This window comes from Streptomyces sp. NBC_00597, assembly GCF_041431095.1.
Lineage (GTDB): Bacteria > Actinomycetota > Actinomycetes > Streptomycetales > Streptomycetaceae > Streptomyces.
On sequence record NZ_CP107758.1, the window covers coordinates 312,804 to 331,583 of the forward strand.

The window sequence follows — 18,780 nt, forward strand, 5'->3', positions numbered from 1 at the left end:
CCGTACGAACGGCAGTACCCCGGCGCGGGTCAGCGTGGAGTTGCCCTCCGGTACTGCGAGAGGACGGCGGCGCCCGTTCGTCCGGACGACGTGCACTCCAGGAACGCGGGCGGGCCGCCGGCCGGGAAGAGGCGTTCTCCGGTGCCGAGGACGGTGGGGAAGGTCAGGAGCCGGTACTCGTCGACCAGGTCTTCGGCCATCAGGGCGTGCACGACGCTCAGACTGCCGGTGATGATGACGTCCCGCTGCTCACGCCGGACGGCCTCGACGAGGTCGCCGTCGATGACCTGCGAGTTCGCCCACCCCGAGACGTCCGTCAGGGTACGGGTGGCGATCAGTTTCGGCACGGCGTTCATCCGCGCGGCGAACGGGTCTTCGCGTCCCGGCCAGAGCCGCGAGAACAGCTGCCAGGTGGTGCGCCCCAGCAGCATGACCCCCTCGTCCAACAGGCTGCCGAGCCGGAACTTGTCTCCGGCGACGGTCTCGGGGCCGTGGCGGAACGCCCAGCCGCCGGTCGGCGTGCCCGCGGATCCGTCCGGGTCGGTGACGATCCCGTCCAGGGTGATGAATTCGATGACGATGACGCTCACGATGACGTCCCTCCGGTCGATGCTCACCGGTACGTACCGGCGGCACCGGCACGACTCATCGCACCCGGCGGAACTCGTCCGAAGAAATCTGCCGGGGCAGGCCGAACGCCTCGAACACGCGGGGATCGGCGAACACGACGTTGTGGGCGATCCGGCCGCCGGTGACCGTGAAGACTTGGAGCGTGTGCAGCCGGTGACCGCCCCCGCCCCCGCCACCCGCCCGGCTCTCGACGCCGTCGCCTTCCGGCGCGTACGCGGCGAGCGCGGGCTGCCCGTTGGCGGTGAGGCGCCGCACGCCCCACCCGGCCCCGCGCATCTCGAACACGCGGCGCATGAACAGGCCGTAGTCGCGGCTGCCCCGGTACCACAGCGGCACCGGCGGCATCTCCAGCACCGCGTCATCGGTGAGGAGCCGCACGAGCCCGGGGACGTCGGCGGCCTCGAACGCACGCACGTACCGGTCGATCACGGTGCGTGCCTCGGGGTCATCGGGCTCGGTGACCTCCCCCGAGTCGCCCACGTCCGCGAGGGCCGCGCGGGCCCGCTGCAGAGCGCTGTTGACGGCCGGGACCGTGCTCCCGAGCTGCGCGGCGACCTCGGCGGCACTGAACTCCAGTACCTCGCGCAGGACGAGCACGGCCCGCTGCCGCGGCGGCAGAACCTGCATCGCCGCCACCAGCGCGAGCCGCATGTCGGCCCGCACCCCCGTGTCGAACCGGGCGTCGGGGAAGGGCTGCAGCCAGGGGATGTCGAGCGCGGGCGTGAGCGGAGCCCCGGGATCGTCGCTCGGCGCACCCAACCCGGACGGCAACGGCCGCCGCGCACGGCCTTCCAATGCGGTCAGACACACGTTGGTCGCGATCCGGTACAGCCAGGTCCGTACGGACGCGCGCCTACGGTCGTACCGGTCGCGGGCCTCCCACGCGCGCAGCATCGTTTCCTGCACCAGGTCCTCGGCCTCGTGGAACGAGCCCAGCATCCGGTAGCAGTACGTCGTCAGCTCACGCCGGTGAGCCTCGAAGTCCACGGGTTCCACGGCGTCCACGGCTTCCACGGGTTCCACGAGACCATCATGACGGCGCGGCGATGCCGTTCGGGCGGTTCACTCGTTGGAGGTGGGTGTCGCGTCCGCACCGCCCTTCCCCCGAAGGCACCCCCGCGCCCCGCAAGCACTTCGTCGTCGCCGCCATGGGGTGCGCCGGGGGGATGGTCATGCTGGACCAGACCGTCGTCGCGGTCGCCCTCGACTCGATGGCGCGCGAGCTGGGGCTGACCACCTTCGTCCTCCACGGCGTCGTGCTCCTGCGCCAGGCAATGAACCTGCCGCTCCTGGCCACCGGCACCTCCCTGCTCCCACTGGTCACGGCCCTGACGGCGGGAACCTTCACCTCCGGCTACCTGCTGGACCGTTCCGGGTCCATCCGGGTACCCGTGGTGCTCGGCCTGGCGACCGCCACGCTCGGCGTGACGGCGTGGACGGTCGCCCTGGAGCCGCGCGCGTACGTGTGGCAGGTTCCCGGGATGATCCTCGCGGGCATCGGGATGGGCATGCCGATCCCCGCCCTGAGCGCCGAACTGATGCGTGCGGTCCCCGAGGACGAGAGGCCCGACGCCTCGGTCCTGCGGCAGACGCTCCGCCAGCTGGGCGGCGCCGTCGGACTGGCCACGGCAGGCGCCTTCGTACTGGCCGCCAACAGCGACGCGGCAGACGCGGCCGGCATCGTCACCGCGACCGCCGCCCCTGCGGCCTTCGTGGTGGCGAGCTGCTTCTTGGCGGCCGCACTGCTGCTCGCCGTCACCGTGCTGCCGCGCAAAACCCGCACGGACGGACCGGGCCGGCCCAGCGGTGCGTGAGGAGCACACCCCACCTCCTGCCCGGACGCGCTCACCCGACCGGAGCGGGCACGAGATGTCGGGTCCGGCATGGTGGTCGCTGTCTAGCGTGGTGAGCGTCAAGAGGAAGGAACCGGGCATGCTGGAGCGGCTGAACCAGGCCATGGAGCACATCGAGCGCCATCTCGACCAGGCCATCGACGTGGAGGAACTGGCACGGATCGCAGCCACCTCGGAGTACCACCTGCGCCGGATGTTCTCCACGCTCGCGGGCATACCGCTGTCGGAGTACGTCCGGCGCCGCCGGCTCACCCTCGCGGGCGCCGAAGTGCTCGCCGGGCGCGAAACGCTGCTGGACATCGCGGTGCGCCACGGCTACGGCTCCGGCGAGGCGTTCGCGCGGGCGTTCCGCGCCATGCACGGCATCGGACCGGGCGAGGCCCGCCGTACCGGCGCCGAGCTCAGCTCCCAATCCCGGATGGCCTTCCGTCTCACCATCGAAGGGAGTAGCGACATGCGTTATCGCGTCGTGGACAAGGCGGACTTCGCCGTGGTCGGGCTCAAGGCCCGGGTACCGCTGGTACACGCGGGACCGAACCGAGCGATCGTGGACTTCGTCCGCGGGATCGCCCCCCAGAGCCTGGAGCGCCTGGAGGAACTGTCGGACCAGGAGCCGCACGGCATCGTCGCGGTCTGCGACGACCTGGACCCCAGCCGCGCCGAGGGCACCGAACTCGACTACTACCACGGTGTGATCACCTCCATGGCCGCGCCCGAGGGCACGACCGCGCTGGGCGTCCCGGCCGGCACCTGGGCGGTGTTCACCACCTCCGGGCCGGCGCCGCAGGCCATCCAGGAGCTGTGGCGGGACGTGTTCACGCAGTGGTTCCCGTCGAACCCGTACCGCAGCCGACCCGGCCCCGAGATCCTGCGGATCCGCCCGTCGCCGGACGAGACCGGGGTCGACGCCGAACTGTGGCTCCCGGTGGAGCCCGAGCAGGGCTGAACACCTCGGCAGGACTCGGGGCCACTGTGCCGTGGGGATCCCGTCATCACGTCGTCTCGTCCGTCCCGTCGTCCCGTCATTGGCGGGGGAGGGGGATGGGTACGCCCGCCGAGCGGAGTTTGGTCTCGGTGAGCGCGGTCAGCCGGGCTGCGACCGGTGCCCGGTCCCCGCGGTGGTTGTTGATCAGCCTGTACTGCGCGGAAGCCTTGGTCCAGGCCCGCAGGTTGGCGGGATCGCCCAGCAGCTCGGGGTGGGCGAGACAGTGGTCGGCCATGGCGGTCGCGAGTTCGTCGATCCTCGGGTCGTCCGGTTCCCAGGACTCGGCCTCCCGGCCGCGTTGGGTCAGGTCGACGTACTCGGGGTCGTCGAGACGGTGTTCGAGCTGGGTCAGGAAGTCGTCGAAGCCCTGCGGCACCATCGCCGAGGCCAGCACCAGGGCCTCGCGCTGCGCGGCCACGTAGTCGGGGCCGAAACCGAGGGCGGACATCCGTTCCAGCAGTGCCACCGCGCGGTCGGGCAGCAGGGCCCGGTCGCCGTCGGCGAGCCGGTGCAACGTGTCGCGGCGCGTGATCAGGTCCGCGATCCGTTCGGTGAGCTGCCGCTCGACGTCGGCGAGGACGGCGGCGAAGTGCTCGGCGTCGGCGTCGGCGTCGAGCAGGGGCCCGATCTCGGCCAGCGGCACCCCTGCGCCGGCCAGCGTCCGGACCTGCACCAGCCGCAGCAGGTCGGCTGATCCGTACCGCCGGTAGCCGGAGCCGTCGCGTCGAGGCTCCTCGACCACGCCGAGCTTGTGGTAGTGCCGCACCGTCTTCACCGTGACGCCGACGAAGGCCGCCGCCTGCCCGATCGTGACTCCGCTCATCGCTGCGTTCATCATCTGCTCAGCCTGCCTCGTGTCGGGCTCAGTCCGTCGGCCGGGCCGGATCCGCCCGCCCGCCGCCGAACACCTCGTCGACGAGCCTTTGGCAGGCGTACTGGAACGCCGCTGCGATGGACAGGTCTGCGTCATCCACACAGTTCAGCCCGGCGGTCAGGGTCTTCTTGCCGTCGGGCGTGCCGTACATCAGCGCCGCCGAGCCCCCCTGGGCGCCGTTGTGGTGGAAGACCGTACCGCCGTACGGCCCCGCGGCCTGGGCGAACACTCCCAGGCCGTAGCCGGCCTTCGGCTCCGGCGTGCGCATCTCGGCCAGCAGCCCGGCCGGCAGGAGCTTGCCGCCCATCAGTGCGGAGAAGTACGTGTGCAGATCCCGAGTGGTCGAGATCATGTCTCCACCGGCCGAAACCCAGGAGGGGTTTTGACGGCTGATGTCGACCGTCTCCTCCTGCCCGGCGTCCCCGTGGCGGTAGCGGCGGTAGTAACTGCGGCTGTACGGCTCGGGGATCTCCGGCGAGCTGTCCGGCGCGACGGTGCCGGTCATCCCCAGCGGCCCCAGGACCAGCCGCCGCAGCTCCTCGGCGAACGAACGGCCGGTGACCTTCTCGATCACCAGCCGGGCCAGGACGTAGTTCGTGTTGGAGTAGCTCCAGTCCGCTCCCGGTTCGAACCGGGCCGGCTTGGACAGCGCCAGCCGTACCAGTTCCTGCGGCCGGTGCGTCGTGAACCGGTTGTCGACCCACTCCGTGCCCGTGACGCCGTAGGGCATGGGGATCCCCGGCACGAACGTGCCGTCCTCGTAGAGCTCGCCGGTGTGGTTGAAGATCCCGCTGGTGTGTTGCAGCAGCATCCGCACGGTGATCCGCCGGTCCAGTCCGAATGCGGGCAGGTAGTCGTCGGCCGGGGCGTCCAGTCCGATCCTGCCCTCGGCCACCAGCATGAGCGCCGAGGTCGCGATGAAGTTCTTCGTGCTGCTGCCGATGCGGAAGTGCCCGTCGGTCGGCGGCTCGCCGCTGCGGCCCAGTTCGCGTGCCCCGGCGCTGCCGACCCACTCCGCCCCGCTCGTCGTTCACCCGCAGCTGCACCCCGAGGAATCCGGACTCGACGATCTCCTCGATCGCCTTCTGCAGCTCCGGTCGATCCTGCCCCTGGTCGGAAAGGGTGATGGACATGTCGCTCCCTTGACATCCGCTGGGCCCGATCCGGAGCCGGGCCGCTGGACGAGCCTCCACCCCGACCCGAGGTCAACCTCAACGGTGTTCCGGGTCACACCGCCGGCCCGTGGTCGAAGGGCAGGGACTGTTCCTGCCCGGCGCCCCCGCACCGGCGGCCCCCGGCGCAGCCGCCCCCGTAACCCCCTCTTCCCCCACCACATCCGAGGAGCGCACATGACGATCACCCTCCGGCCGGGCAGCACCGTGATGTTCACCGGCGATTCGGTCTACGGCATCCGGACCGGCCCGTGACCTGGCTGAACACCGGGATCGGGGGCCACAAGGTGAGCGACCTGGAAGCCCGATGGCAGGCGGACGTGCTCGACGCACACCCGGACGTGGTGTCGATCCTCGTCGGCGTCAACGACATGGGCTGGCACACCGTCGACCCGGACGGCCACGTGATCCCCGCCGAGGACTTCGCGGCGGGTGACAGCCGCCTGCTCGCGCCGCTGGCCGCAGCGGGAACGGAGCTGGTCCTCATCGAGCCCTTCCTCCTGCCGATCAGCGGCATCGTCACGGCACGCGACACGCACGTCGACGACGAGGTCCGAAAGGCGTGGCGCGCCGATCTGGACCCGAAGATCCAGGTCGTACGCGCACTCGCCCGTGCATACGGCGCGCACCTGCTCGCCGCGGACGCCATGTTCGCCGAACTCGCCGCGGCGACGGGACCGGAACACCGGGCCGCGGACGGCGTGCACCCGACGCCGGCCGGCCACGCCGCACTCGCGTCGGCCTGGCTGCGCCTGGTCGCGTGACCGTTCATCGGGTCAGTGCGGGATGGAGTCGATGATGTCCCGGGCGCCTTGGCGCAGCAAGGCGACGCCGACGGACATGCCGAGGGTCGCCGGGTCCAGGGGGCCCGCCCATTCGTGGGCGTCGACCACCTGCTTGCCGTCGGGGCTGAACACCCGGCCCCACAGGGAGAGGCGGCCGTCGGCGGTGGCACGGGCGTATCCGGCGATCGGGCTGTTGCAGTGGCCTTGCAGGACGTGCAGCAGCATGCGCTCGGCGGTGGTCTCCCTCCAGGCGTCGAGGTCGCCGAGCGGGGCCAGCGTATCGATGACGGCCCGGTCGTCCTTGCGGACCTGGAGGGCGAGGACCCCGGCGCCGATGGGCGGGAACATCTGTTCCACGCTCAGGATCTGGGTGATCCGGTCGGCGCGGCCGATGCGTTCCAGGCCCGACACGGCCAGGAGCAGGGCGTCGGCTTCCCCGGCGTCGAGCTTGGCCAGGCGGTTGTTGGCGTTGCCGCGCATGGGGATGCAGTCCAGGTGCGGGTGGGACTGCGCGAGCTGGGCGACGCGGCGCACGGAGGAGGTGCCGATCCGCGAGCCGGCCGGGAGCTCGTCGAGGGTGAGGCCGTCCGGCTGGACCACCGCGTCGCGCACGTCATCGCGTTTGAGGTGGGCGGCGAAGACGGTTCCTTCGGGGAGGGGCCGGTCGCCGGGGATGTCCTTGACGCAGTGCACCGCGACGTCGGCTTCCCCGGCGAGGAGCGCGGCGTCGACCTCCTTGGTGAAGGCGCCCTTCCCGCCGAGGGCGGAGAGGGCGCCTTGCCACCGGTCGCCGGAGGTCGTGACGGGCACGACGGTCGTACGGATGCCGGGGTGGTGCTGGGCCAGCTCGCTCCGTACCCGCTCCACCTGGGCCAGGGCCATGGGTGAGGAACGGGAGACGATGCGGATTTCGTCGGGTCGGGTCATGGGGCCACGATAGGCCGTCGGACCTCGGCGCCCCGCGCAAGCCGCATGCCCAACCAAGCTTGGGAGTAAGCCGGTTGGGGTTGTCGGGCGTGTGTGCGAGGGAGCCGGCGGCGATGCGGACGGGGCCCGGTCCGAGCAGGTGGTCGAGCCCGGGCCCGGGTCCGGGACCGAGCCCGCCGGGCCCGCTACGGCGCCGGCGGTGCCCAGCAGTCGGGGCCGCCGCCGCGCCAGTCGACGTGGGTGGGGTCCGTGAGGTCGAAGTCCTCCGCGCACTCCATTCCCGTGGCGGCGAGGAAGACGGCTATGTCGCTGATCCGGTACGCCGTGCCCAGGCTCTGCCCGTCGTACCGCACCCGGCGCCAGCCGCGGTGGTCCGGGGGGTGGACCACCAGGCGGGGAGCCGGGGTCGGTATGCGGCCCTGGTCGTTGCCGGGGCAGGCGCTCGTCATGCCGCCCTCGCCCAGGATCGGGCCTTCGCCGCGCGGCGGAGCTCGGCCGGGCCGCCCGCCGTACGGACCGGGCGCGACCAGTACGGATGGGCGGTGATCGCACGCGAGAGGTCGATCAGCCGGCGGCGGAGCCCGGTGGTACGGGCCGACGCGGGCTGCCGAGCCAGTTCCCGGTAGGTGCGGAGCCAATCGGCCTGGAGCCCGACCAGGTCGTCGGGGAAGGAGGGGGCGGACGGGGAGGGGTGGGACGAGCGGAAAGAGGAGTACTGCATTCCCTAATTCAAGCACGTGTTCGATTTATGGTGCGAGTGGAGCACGCGCCATCGAAGGCCGAATGCCGTGCCCCCACCCGTAGGAGCGCCGCGCAACCTTCGACGGCACGAGCACGGGGCTCAGCCTTCGTCCCTCGTCCCGCCCCCGCCCGCTGTGACCAGGCCCGATTCGTACGCCGCGATGACCGCCTGGGCGCGGTCGCGGACGGCGAGCTTGCCGAAGACGCTGGTGATGTGGTTCTTGACCGTGGACAGGCTGAGGTCCAGGGCGCGGGAGATCCCGGTGTTGTCCAGCCCGGTGGCCATCAGGCGCCACACCTCGACCTCGCGGGGCGTGAGTTCGCCCGTCCCGGTCGGGGTCGGCCGCGGAGCGTGCGGGGCCCGTACGTACGTGGAGATCAGCCGCGTGAGCAGGCGCGGCGCGACGGCGGCCTCGCCGGCGTGGACCGTGCGGATCGCCGCGCCCAGGTCCTCCGGGGAGCTGTCCTTGGGCAGGAACCCGGAAGCTCCGGCGCGCAGGGCGCCCACGACGTACTCGTCCAGGTCGAACGTACTGAGGGCCAGGACCCGGCAGCCGGGAAGGGTGGCGGCGAGCTCCGCGGTCGCGCCGACCCCGTCGAGGACGGGCATCCGGATGTCCATCACCACGACGTCGGGGCGCAGCTGGCGGGCGAGGTTGACGGCCTGCGCGCCGTTCTCGGCCTCGCCGATCACCTCGAAGGCCGGGTCGGGGGAGAGGATCAACGACAGTCCGCGCCGGACCAGCGGCTGGTCGTCCGCGATCAGGACCCTGATCCTCGTCGGCGTCGGCGTCGGCGTCGGCGGTAGCGTCGGCTCGGTCATCGGTGGGCCCCCTCGTGCTGGACGGCCGCCTCGGCCGTCTCCTCCGTACTGAGCGGCAGGTCGGCGACCACCGCGAAGCCGCCGTCGGCCTGCGGGCCCGCGGTGAGGGTGCCGCCGTGCAGGGCGACGCGCTCGCGCATGCCGAGCAGGCCGTATCCGCCCGATCCTGCCGGGGGAGCCGCCTCCTGGAGCGCCGCGCCCGCGCCGTCGTCCCGCACCTCCACGGTGATCCGGTCCTGCCGGTACGTCAGCCGTACGGACGTCCGCGCGGGCCCCGCGTACTTGCGGGCGTTGGTCAGGGCCTCCTGGGCGATCCGGAACACCGTGAGGCCGACGGTCGGCGGCAGCGGGCGCGGCTCCCCGTGGACGCTGAACTCGGTGGGCAGTCCGGAGAGCCGCGACTCGGCGACCAGACGGTCGAGGTCGTCAGCGCCGGGCTGCGGCTGCGAAAGCTCGGCCTCCGGTTCGTCGCCGGCCCGCAGTACGTCGAGCAGCTGGCGCATCTCGCGCAGTGCCAGCCGCCCGGACGACTCCAGGGTGATCAGGGCGTCCCGGACCACTTCCGGATCGCCGATGTTGGCGCGGGCGCCGCCGGCCATCAGCTGCATGGTGGTGATGTGGTGCGCCACGATGTCGTGCAACTCCCGTGCGATGCGGCGGCGTTCATCGGCCACGGCGCGGTCGGCGAGGAGTCGCCGGTTGGCCTCCACCTCCCGCTGCCAGCGGTTGACCGCCAGGGCGGTGCCGACGACGATCAGGGTGGAGGCGGGCGCGGACACGACGTCCTGCCAGGGCGGGATCCGGCCGTGGCTCTGGCTCAGCAGCGTCAGCGCGACGGTGGCGACGGCCGCGACGGCGGTGACCCGGCCTGGGCGGGCCCGGGCGACCGAGTACAGGGCGACGATCAGTACGGCGCCGAAGTGGGTGGACAGCGGCACGGTCAGGGCGGCCGTCGCGTCCAGCGCCAGTACGGCGGCGAGCGCCGAGACGGGGTGGCTGCGCCGGGCGAGCAGCGGCAGGGCCGCCAGCGCGACGAGCAGGAACCCGGCCACGTTCACGGCGTGCTGCCCGCTGGGATCGTTGAAGAACACGTAGCTGAGCAGGTTCATGGTGCAGGCCCCGCCGGTGACGAGCGCGTCGTTACGGGTCCACGGCGGCTCGGCGGTGTCGCTGCCGACGTCGGTGTACGACAGCTCCCGCTCCCGCTCCCGCTCCCGCTCCCGCTCCCGGTCTTCCCGGGGCTTCGCGGCCTCGCCGGGCCCGCGGTCTCGGCTCCTGGGCATGTCTGTTCCCTGTCCCCCTGCGTCCGGCCTGCCAACGGCCTCCGGGACAGGGTTTCACAGCAGCCGCACGACCAGGACCGCAGCCAGGACCAGGACCAGGGTCCTGGTCGGGGCGCCGGCCCGGGACCCAGGCCCCCCGCCCGGATCATCCGCTGCCCCGACGCCCGACCGTACCCCGCACTGATGGTCTGGACACCGGCCGGGAGCCCCCGGCAAACACCCGCATGCAACCCGCAACCCGCAACCCGCATCCCGCAACCCGCATCCCGCACCCAAGCCGTCCGCCGGAGGACACATCGTGATCCGCGCCCTGACCGGATACTCCACCAGACACCCCTGGAAGGTCATCACCCTCTGGGCGGTGCTGGGCCTCGCCCTGAGCGCCCTGGCCCCCACCCTGCTCGCCCGCGTCACCCAGAACCAGACCGGGGACTTCCTGCCCCGCAGCTACGACTCGGCCGCCGCGCTGCACATCGCCGAGGAGCAGTTCGGGGTCGATCCCGACGCCACGACGGTGACGGTGCTGGTCGCCCGGGCCGACGGCAAACCCCTCGACGCCGCGGACCAGCAGCAGATCGAGGCCCGGGCGGCGAAGCTGGCCCAGCGCCGGGTGGTCATGCCCCGGCAGGACGACAAGCCGCAGTTCCTGGTCCCCGACCGCTCCCAGACGCCCCGCATCGCCCCGGCGATGACCGCGCCCGACCGGAGTTTCCAACTGCTCTCCGTCGAGCTGCTCGGCAATCCCGCGGACGAGGGCGTCCAGGGCGTCTACCGGGCCTTCCGGGACTCCGCCCGGACGCAGTTCGCCGAGGCGGGGATGCGTACCGGGTTCACCGGGGGGCTGGCCGACACCGTCGACACCGCCGACTCCCACGCGACCGCCACGAAGGTCGGGGGCGCCCTCATCACCTTGCTGATCGTCCTGCTCAACGTACTGGTGTTCCGCAGCGTGCTGGCCGCCCTGCTGCCGCTGCTCGCCGCCGCCATGATCATCGGCGTGGCGGGTGGGGCCGTCGCGGGCGCCGCGATGCTCACCGGCCTGAAGCTCGACGCGGGCACGCCCGGACTGATCAACCCGGTCCTGCTCGGCATCGGCATCGACTACCTGCTGTTCCTGCTGTTCCGCTTCCGCGAGCAACTGCGGGCCCGGCCCGAGCAGTCCGCCCGCGAGGCGGCCGGGCAGGTCGCCGGCCGGGTGGGCACCGCGATCACCTCGGCGGCCCTGACCATCGTGGCCGCGTTCGCGACGCTGGGCGTGGCGACCTTCGGCCAGTTCCGCTCGCTGGGCCCCGCGATCGCCGTCGCCGTACTGGTGATGCTGCTCGGCAGTCTCACCCTGATGCCCGCGCTGCTCGCGGCCGCCGGGCGAAAGATGTTCTGGCCCTCCCGGGCGCTGCGCCGCGAGCCGCCCGAGGGTCTGGCCGCCCGCTTCGGCGCGCTGGTAACGCGACGACCCCTGATGATGCTGGCCGCTTCCGTCGCCCTCCTCGGCGCACTGGCCGCCGGGACGGTCGGCATCCGCATGGACTACGGGCAGGGTGACTCCGGTGCCCGGACCCCGGCGGCGGCCACCGCGGCCGAGATCTCCCGGGCGCTGCCGGCCGGTGTGTCGGACCCGACGAGCGTCTTCGTCGCCGCCGAGGACGCGGGCACCCTCACCGCCGACCGGCTGGGTGGCCTCTCCCGCGCGCTCGCCGAGGTCGAGGGCGTGGGGCAGGTCGCACCGACCGTCCTGAACGAAGACCACCGCGCCGCCCGCATCGACGTCTACCCGACCGCGGACCCGCAGAGCCAGGAGGCCCGCGACCTGGCCTCCGGACCGATCCGGGCCGCGGTCGCCGCGCACGCGCCCGCCGGTACGGCAGCACACGTGGGCGGAACGGCCGCGGTGTTCGCCGACATCTCGGCCGCTGTCGACCACGACCTGACCATCGTGTTCCCGGTCGCGGCCGTGCTCATCGCGCTGATCCTCCTGCTGCTCCTGCGCAGCCTGCTCGCACCGATGGCCCTGCTGCTCTCCGTCGGACTCGGCTTCGCCGCCACCCTCGGCGCCGCCACCCTCCTCTTCCAACACACCCTCGGCAGGCCGGGCGTCAGCTTCACCCTCCCGCTGGTGCTGTTCCTGTTCGTCGTGGCCCTGGGCACCGACTACAACATCCTGATCACCGACCGGATCCGCGAGGAGATGCGCCGCCCGGGGCCGGCCCGAGCCGCCGTGGCCCGCGCGCTACGTCACACGGCACCGGCTATCGCGACGGCGGGCCTGATCCTGGCGGGCTCGTTCGCCACCCTCGCCACGACCCCCGGCACCGAACAGGTCGCCTTCGCCATGACGCTCGGCATCCTGCTCTCGGCGCTCGTCCTGTCGCTGGTCCTGGTCCCCGCCCTCGCCGCACTCCTCGGCAGGACCCTCTGGTGGCCGGTCCGCCCCCGCCCCACGCCCGGAACCCATCTCCGGCCCCGTACGACGGAACCCGCCGGGGATCCGGAACCCGCCCGGGTCAAGGCGTACTAGCCGCTTTCCCGGGCGACCGGGACGATCCGCCGTGTCGGTCGGGTATCGGGGGCTTCCGGTCCGATGTCGGCGGATCGTCGCCGCCTTGTCGCCGCCTTGTCGGCGGGGTCCGGCACCTTTCCGGGGAACGGCCGGCCGGAGCCAACCGGGCGGCCCCGATCCCGAGGAGCCACCATGCACACCCCGGTCACGATCATCGGTGCAGGACTCGGCGGACTCGTGCTGGCCCGCGTCCTGCACGTGCACAAAATCCCGGCCACGGTCTACGAGGCCGATCCCTCCCCGACGGCGCGCACGCAGGGCGGGATGCTCGACATCCACGACTACAACGGGCAGCTCGCCCTCCGCGAGGCCGGCCTGATGGACGAGTTCCACGACATCGTCCTGGAGGGCCGACAGGCCATGCGGGTGCTCGACCGGGACGGGACGGTCCTGTGGGACAAGGCCGACGACGGCACGGGTGGACGCCCCGAGGTGCAGCGCGGGGAGCTGCGACAGGTCCTGCTCGACTCGCTGCCGGCCGGCACCGTCCGGTGGGACCACAAGGTGAGCGGCGTCCGCGCCCTCGGCGGGGGCCGCCACGAGGTGGCGTTCGCCGGCGGCGGCACCATCGTCACGAGCCTGCTGGTCGGCGCCGACGGCGCGTGGTCACGGGTCCGGCCGCTGCTCTCCACCGCCACACCCGAGTACGTCGGCACGTCGGTCGTCGAGACCCACCTGTTCGAGGCGGACACCCGGCACCCCGCCTCCGCGAAGGCGGTCGGCGGCGGGTCGATGATCGTGCCGGAGCAGGGCAGGGAGATCTTCGCGCACCGCGAGAGCGGCGGTACCCTGCACGCCTACATCGGCCTGACCGAGCCGCAGGACTGGTTCGACGCCATAGATTTCACCGATGCCGCCGCGGCCACCGCGCGGATCGCGCAGGAGTTCGCCGGTTGGGCGCCGGAGCTCACGTCGCTGATCACCGACGGCGACACCGCGCCGGTCCTGCGCCCCTACTACGCCCTGCCGACCGGGCACCGGTGGGACCGGGTGCCGGGCGTGACCCTGCTCGGCGACGCCGCCCACCTCACGGCCCCGAACGGCGAAGGCGCCAACCTGGCCCTGCTCGACGGCGCCGAACTCGGCAAGGCCCTCGCCGCGCACCCCGACGACATCGAGGCCGCGCTCACCGAGTACGAGCAGGCCATGTTCCCCCGCAGCACAGAGGTCGTGACGTTCGAAGGCGCCGAGCTCCACGGCAACCAGTCCGGCGACGACGCAGCCGACCACACATGACAAAGGCAAGGAGGTCATCACTCACTCCTTGCCACTCTCAACATATAGCGCACAGGGGGCCTTGCGGCAAGGCCCCCTGCGTGCTGCACAATCTCCGACCGGAACCAGAAACTGCCGGAAACCGGTGATTCGAGAAGTATGTACGCGTTCGACGGCGTACGGGCCGGCCTGCGCACGGCGGCCGGCCGAGAGGCAACACGCTCAATGGGGGTTTTCATGACGGACGTGAACGGGATCGCAGACGCAAGCGAGGCCGTGGACGCGCACGGGGACGTGGACGTGGACGCAGACGTGATCGTGGCCGGCGGTGGGCCGACCGGTCTGATGCTGGCCTGCGAGCTGCGGCTGCACGGCGTGCGGGTGCTCGTACTGGAGAGGGAGACGGAGCCGACCCAGCAGTCCCGCGCCCAGGGCCTGCACGCCCGCAGCATCGAGGTCATGGCCCAGCGCGGCCTGCTGGAGCGGTTCCTCCCGCTCGGCAAGCAGTACATGGTCGGCGGCTTCTTCGCCGGTCTCGCCAAGTCCTGGCCGGAGCAGATGGACACGGCGCACTCGTACGTCCTGCACATCCCGCAGACCACCACCGAGCGCCTGCTGACCGAGCGCGCCACCGAGGTCGGCGCCGAGATCCGGCGCGGCTGCGAGGTGGTCGGGCTGGCCCAGGACGAACACGGGGTCCACGTCGAGCTGGCCGACGGCACACGGCTGCGTTCGCGCTACCTCGTCGGCTGCGACGGCGGCCGCAGTACGGTGCGCAAGCTGCTCGGCGTCGCCTTCCCCGGCGAGCCGTCCCGGGTCGAGACGCTGCTGGGCGTGATGAAGCTGGACGTGGAGCCGCAGACGCTTGCCGCCGTGATGGCCGAAGTGCGCAAGACCCAGTTGAGGTTCGGCGCCATGCCCATGGAGGACGGGGAGTACCGGGTCGTCGTGCCCGCCGAGGGGGTGGCCGAGGACCGCGCAGCCGCGCCGACCCTGGAGGAGTTCAAGCAGCAGCTGCGGGCGTACGGCGGCACCGACTTCGGCGCGCACTCGCCGCGCTGGCTCTCCCGCTTCGGCGACGCGACGCGGCTGGCCGAGCGCTACCGGGTCGGCCGGGTGCTGCTGGCCGGCGACGCGGCGCACATCCACCCGCCGACCGGCGGCCAGGGACTCAACCTGGGCGTCCAGGACGCGTTCAACCTCGGCTGGAAACTGGCCGCGGAGGTCGCCGGCTGGGCCCCCGAGGGGCTGTTGGACAGCTACCACGCCGAACGGCACCCGGTGGCGGCCGACGTCCTGGACAACACCCGCGCGCAGATCCAGCTGATGTCGACCGAGCCGGGTGCCCGGGCAGTGCGGCGGCTGATGGCGGAGCTGGTGGAGTTCGAGGAGGTGAACCGGTACCTGATCGAGAAGATCACCGCGATCTCGGTCCGCTACGACTTCGGCGAGGGCCACGACCTGCTCGGCCGGCGGCTGCGGGACGTACAGCTGAAACGGGGCCGCCTCTACGACCTGACCCACGACGGCCGTGGCCTGCTCCTCGACCAGACCGGCCGCCTCTCGGTGGCGGGCTGGGCGGACCGGGTCGACCACGTCGTCGACGTCAGCGAGGAATTGGACGCGCCCGCGGTACTGCTGCGCCCGGACGGCCACGTGATCTGGGTCGGCGAGGACCGGCAGGACCTCCTCACCCACCTCGCCCGCTGGTTCGGCCCCGCGACGACCTGACCCCGCGACGACCTGACCCCGCGACCGCCTCACCGCACGCCGTGTCCGGCGGTGCCTCCGGGGATCCAGTCGTATTCCATTTGGCGGGCGGTGCGGCGGGCGAGTCCTACACCGTGGAGGCGGCCCACGATGTGGAGGCTGGCGTCGATGCCCGCGCTGATCCCTGCGGAGGTGACGATGTCACCGTCGTCGACCCACCGCACGTCGCCGCGTACCCGGACGTCCGGCCATCGCTCGGCCAGTTCGTCCTGGTCCTCCCAGTGGGTCGTGGCCGGACGGCCGTGCAGGGCGCCGGTGGCGGCCAGCAGGAACGCGCCGGTGCAGATGCTGAAGGTCAGCGCGGAGCTCGCGTGGCGCCGGGCCAGCCAGTCGATGACGTCCGCGTCCTTCTCGACCGCCGTGGTGACGCCGCCCGGGATCACCAGGACGTCGAAGGGCGGGTCCTCGTCGAGGGTGTGGTCCGGCACGACCCGCAGGCCGCCACGGGCGCGGACCGGCCGGGCGTCCGCCGCCACCGTCAGGACGCGCAGCAGCGGCTCGTCGGCGGCGGTACGGGCCAGTCGGCCGGCCGTGCTGAAGACCTCGAAGGGGCCTCCCACGTCGAGGACTTCGACCTCGTCGAAGAGGAGCACGCCGAAGGTCAGCGGGGCAGTGGTGTCACGTTTCATGGCACCAGCCTCCGCGCGGACGGGCGCCCGGGACAGTGTCGCAAACGGCGCCCACCGCTAGGATCCCGCCATGCGTCACCACCGGGTCGCCTGCCTCGCCTTCGACGGAATGGCGCCGTTCGAGCTCGCCACCGTCGCCGAGGTCTTCGCGGTCCCGCGGCCCGAGCTGGACGTGGAAGGCTGGTACCGGTTCGAGCTGTGCGCCGAGACACCCGGACCGCACCGGGTCGTGGGCGGCTTCGACATCGTGGTGCACCACGGCCTGGACCGGCTCCGGTTCGCCGACACCGTCATCGTCCCGGGGGTGCCGGACGTGCGCCGTGACGTCTCGCCCGCCGTCCTGGACGCCCTGCGCGCCTCGTACGCGAGAGGAGCGCGGGTGGTGTCGATCTGCAGCGGGGCGTTCGCCCTGGCCGCCGCCGGCCTGCTGGACGGCAGGGAAGCGACCACGCACTGGCGGCACGCCGCGCTGCTCCAGGCACGCCATCCGCAGATCACGGTCAACGCCTCCGTGCTCTACATCGACGACGGCCCCGTCGTCACGGCGGCCGGCACCGCCGCGGGCATCGACGCCTGCCTGCACCTCGTCCGCAAGGACCACGGCTCCGCCGTCGCCGCCCGCCTGGCGCGCCGCATGGTGGTGGCGGCGCACCGCGAGGGCGGCCAGGCCCAGTTCGCGGAGCATCCGGTGGTGGGCGAGGCCCCTGCGGACGACCCGATCGGCAGCGCCATGAGCCATGCGCTGGACAACCTGCACCGGCGTCTCGCCGTTGGCGAGCTGGCCGGCGTCGCGCACCTGTCGGTACGCCAGTTCGAACGCCGCTTCGTCGACACGACCGGTCTGCCACCCGGACGCTGGCTCACCGACCAGCGGATCCGGGCGGGCACCGTGCTGCTGGAATCCGCGGACCATCCGATCGACGTGGTCGCCGCCCGGGTGGGCCTGACGGTTGCCGGCTTCCGCCACCATTTCCGCAAGACGATGGGCGTCAGCCCCTCGACCCACCGCAGCCAGTTCCGCCGGGCGCCGGGCTGACGCCCTCCGCGGATGGGGGTGACCGGACCTACGGGCGGGTGTCCGGGCGGGGCGCCCAGGTCTCCAGTTCGGCGAAGGCGGCGACGAACGACGGCAGCATCGGCTCGTACGCCTCCTTGCCGATCGCCACCAGCCCGTCGGTGTGGGTGCGCGCCGAGTACATCTCGGACCTGCTGATGTTCGCCCTGGGGATCGTCCTGGCCCTCGCGATGGCCGCGGTGGCCGTACGCGAGCAGCAGGCCCTCGCTCGGCCGGAGGGCACGCTCGCCCAGGTCGCCGAGCTGTCCGCGGCCCGCGAACGCAACCGGCTGGCCCGCGAGATCCACGACAGCCTCGGCCACCACCTGACCGCGATCGGGATCCAGCTGGAGAAGGCCGAGGCGTTCGCCTCGCTCGATCCGCAGGCTTCGGCGCAGGCGGTGTCGCACGCCCGCTGGTCGGCGAACCGCGCCCTGGCCGAGGCACGGGCCTCCGTGCGCACCCTGGGTCCCGGGTCGGAGTCCGAACCGTTCGGCCTCTCCCGGGCACTCGCCGACCTCGTCCACCACCTGGACGGCGGGAGCCGCCGCATCACCCTCAAGATGCCTGCCGGCACTCCGGCGCCACCGAGATCGGGGTGACCGTCACCTACGACGAGCACGGAGCCCGCCTCCAAGTGGTCGACAACGGGACCGGGTTCGCTGCGGCCGACGAGGGGTTCGGACTGGCGGGACTGCGCGAACGGGTCCGCCTCGCCAGGGGAACCGTGGCCATCGACAGCTCGGCGCGCGGCACGGTCCTCACGGTCGGGGTCCCCTGGTGACCGGTAAGGGACCCGTGGAGGAGCACGGGAGCACGGGCACCGGCGCGAACAGGGGCGCGGACACGGGTGCGGACGCAGGCCCGGACGTACGGGTCTTCGTCGTCGACGACCAGGGCCTCGTACGGGAGGGCATCACCGCGCTCCTCGGCATCCAGCCGGGCATCGAGGTCGCGGGCAGTGCGCGCGACGGCGCCGGGGCGGCCGAAAGGGCCCGGCCTGCCCACCCGACGTGGTGCTGATGGACGTCCGGATGCCCGGGATGGACGGCGTGGCCGCCACCGCACTGCTCCGCCGCAGCCTGCCCGCATGCAAGGTCGTGATGCTGACGACGTTCGACGACGACGAGTAAGTCACCAGGGCGCCGAAGGCCGGCGCGGTGGGCTACCTCCTCAAGAACCTGCCCGCCGCCGAGCTTGCGCGGGCCGTACGTCTCGCCCACGCCGGGGTGGCCCAGTTCGACCAGACGGTCATCGCCGACCTGGCGGCCGGGCTCCCGACCCCCGAGCTGCTCACGCTCCGGGAGACGGAGGTCCTGCGCCTCATCTCGGCGGGCGCCACGAGCAAGGGGATCGGGAGCCCGGCTCTACCTCAGCGAGGGCACCGTCAAGAACCACATCTCCCGCGTCCTGAGCCCGGCTGGGACTGCGCGACCGCACCCAGGCCGCCCTCTACGCCAGGGACAACGGCCTCATCTGAGG

Annotated in this window: 17 protein-coding genes and 3 pseudogenes; 10 read left to right on the top strand and 10 right to left on the bottom strand. The window is 72.5% G+C overall.

Going from position 1 to position 18,780, the window contains the following annotated elements:
• Positions 1-29: 29 nt before the first annotated feature.
• Together OG974_RS31185 and OG974_RS31190 are read right to left on the bottom strand one after the other, a co-directional pair.
• Entirely contained in the window at positions 30-590 is a 561-nt protein-coding gene (locus tag OG974_RS31185; RefSeq protein WP_331735132.1) for a dihydrofolate reductase family protein, read from the bottom strand.
• 55 nt (positions 591-645) lie between these two features.
• A complete protein-coding gene (locus OG974_RS31190) occupies positions 646-1,617 on the bottom strand; it encodes an RNA polymerase subunit sigma-70 (RefSeq protein ID WP_331735468.1) in 972 nt (323 codons plus the stop codon).
• 92 nt (positions 1,618-1,709) lie between these two features.
• On the opposite strand from OG974_RS31190, the gene OG974_RS31195 reads away from it, so the two are divergent.
• Positions 1,710-2,444: an MFS transporter gene (locus OG974_RS31195; protein WP_327286244.1), complete on the top strand. Its 735-nt coding sequence runs from the start codon at positions 1,710-1,712 to the stop codon at positions 2,442-2,444.
• Positions 2,445-2,562: 118 nt separating this feature from the next.
• The gene (locus OG974_RS31200; RefSeq protein WP_327286245.1) at positions 2,563-3,429 is read left to right on the top strand and encodes an AraC family transcriptional regulator; all 867 of its coding nucleotides are present in this window, start codon (positions 2,563-2,565) and stop codon (positions 3,427-3,429) included.
• Positions 3,430-3,505: 76 nt separating this feature from the next.
• On the opposite strand, the gene OG974_RS31205 is transcribed toward OG974_RS31200, so the two are convergent.
• Positions 3,506-4,303 (bottom strand): MerR family transcriptional regulator, encoded by a 798-nt coding sequence (locus tag OG974_RS31205; protein ID WP_329317114.1) that lies wholly within the window; start codon positions 4,301-4,303, stop codon positions 3,506-3,508.
• Between the two features lie 28 nt (positions 4,304-4,331).
• Positions 4,332-5,475, bottom strand: a pseudogene (locus OG974_RS31210) (serine hydrolase domain-containing protein).
• A gap of 216 nt (positions 5,476-5,691) precedes the next feature.
• Between OG974_RS31210 and OG974_RS31215 the strand changes: the two are divergent.
• Positions 5,692-6,278 (top strand): annotated as a pseudogene (locus OG974_RS31215) (GDSL-type esterase/lipase family protein).
• Between the two features lie 12 nt (positions 6,279-6,290).
• On the opposite strand, the gene hemC reads toward OG974_RS31215, so the two are convergent.
• From hemC to OG974_RS31240, 5 genes are all read right to left on the bottom strand, one after another.
• Positions 6,291-7,226 carry a hydroxymethylbilane synthase gene (gene hemC / locus OG974_RS31220; protein WP_327286248.1) on the bottom strand — a complete coding sequence of 312 codons (936 nt, stop codon included), beginning with the start codon at positions 7,224-7,226 and terminating at the stop codon, positions 6,291-6,293.
• Positions 7,227-7,411: 185 nt separating this feature from the next.
• Positions 7,412-7,675, bottom strand: a complete 264-nt coding sequence (locus OG974_RS31225) for a hypothetical protein (RefSeq protein WP_327286249.1) — start codon at positions 7,673-7,675, stop codon at positions 7,412-7,414.
• Entirely contained in the window at positions 7,672-7,947 is a 276-nt protein-coding gene (locus OG974_RS31230; protein ID WP_331735136.1) for a hypothetical protein, read from the bottom strand. Before OG974_RS31230 ends, OG974_RS31225 begins: the two co-directional genes overlap by 4 nt.
• A 120-nt stretch (positions 7,948-8,067) precedes the next feature.
• Positions 8,068-8,790 carry a response regulator transcription factor gene (locus tag OG974_RS31235; protein WP_331735139.1) on the bottom strand — a complete coding sequence of 241 codons (723 nt, stop codon included), beginning with the start codon at positions 8,788-8,790 and terminating at the stop codon, positions 8,068-8,070.
• A complete protein-coding gene (locus OG974_RS31240; RefSeq protein WP_331735142.1) occupies positions 8,787-10,073 on the bottom strand; it encodes a sensor histidine kinase in 1,287 nt (428 codons plus the stop codon). The genes OG974_RS31235 and OG974_RS31240 overlap by 4 nt, the downstream gene beginning before the upstream one ends.
• A 298-nt stretch (positions 10,074-10,371) precedes the next feature.
• Here OG974_RS31240 and OG974_RS31245 point away from each other — a divergent pair, with 298 nt between their 5' ends.
• The 3 genes from OG974_RS31245 (at position 10,372) to rox (ending at position 15,576) form a co-directional block, all read left to right on the top strand.
• A complete protein-coding gene (locus OG974_RS31245; protein ID WP_331735145.1) occupies positions 10,372-12,588 on the top strand; it encodes an MMPL family transporter in 2,217 nt (738 codons plus the stop codon).
• Between the two features lie 174 nt (positions 12,589-12,762).
• Positions 12,763-13,866: an NAD(P)/FAD-dependent oxidoreductase gene (locus OG974_RS31250; RefSeq protein ID WP_331729875.1), complete on the top strand. Its 1,104-nt coding sequence runs from the start codon at positions 12,763-12,765 to the stop codon at positions 13,864-13,866.
• 216 nt (positions 13,867-14,082) lie between these two features.
• Entirely contained in the window at positions 14,083-15,576 is a 1,494-nt protein-coding gene (gene rox / locus OG974_RS31255; protein ID WP_331729878.1) for a rifampin monooxygenase, read from the top strand.
• 29 nt (positions 15,577-15,605) lie between these two features.
• Here the strand turns inward: rox and OG974_RS31260 are convergent, their stop codons facing one another.
• Positions 15,606-16,244 (bottom strand): DJ-1/PfpI family protein, encoded by a 639-nt coding sequence (locus OG974_RS31260; RefSeq protein WP_327286256.1) that lies wholly within the window; start codon positions 16,242-16,244, stop codon positions 15,606-15,608.
• A 70-nt stretch (positions 16,245-16,314) separates the two neighbouring features.
• Between OG974_RS31260 and OG974_RS31265 the strand changes: the two genes are divergently transcribed.
• The 4 genes and pseudogenes from OG974_RS31265 (at position 16,315) to OG974_RS31280 (ending at position 18,778) form a co-directional block, all read left to right on the top strand.
• Positions 16,315-17,280: a DJ-1/PfpI family protein gene (locus OG974_RS31265; protein ID WP_327286257.1), complete on the top strand. Its 966-nt coding sequence runs from the start codon at positions 16,315-16,317 to the stop codon at positions 17,278-17,280.
• A 116-nt stretch (positions 17,281-17,396) separates the two neighbouring features.
• Positions 17,397-17,900 (top strand): sensor histidine kinase, encoded by a 504-nt coding sequence (locus tag OG974_RS31270; protein WP_371647129.1) that lies wholly within the window; start codon positions 17,397-17,399, stop codon positions 17,898-17,900.
• The gene (locus OG974_RS31275; protein WP_331735151.1) at positions 17,897-18,082 is read left to right on the top strand and encodes a hypothetical protein; all 186 of its coding nucleotides are present in this window, start codon (positions 17,897-17,899) and stop codon (positions 18,080-18,082) included. The genes OG974_RS31270 and OG974_RS31275 overlap by 4 nt, the downstream gene beginning before the upstream one ends.
• Positions 18,083-18,213: 131 nt before the next feature.
• Positions 18,214-18,778 (top strand): annotated as a pseudogene (locus OG974_RS31280) (response regulator).
• The last annotated feature ends 2 nt before the right edge of the window (positions 18,779-18,780 follow it).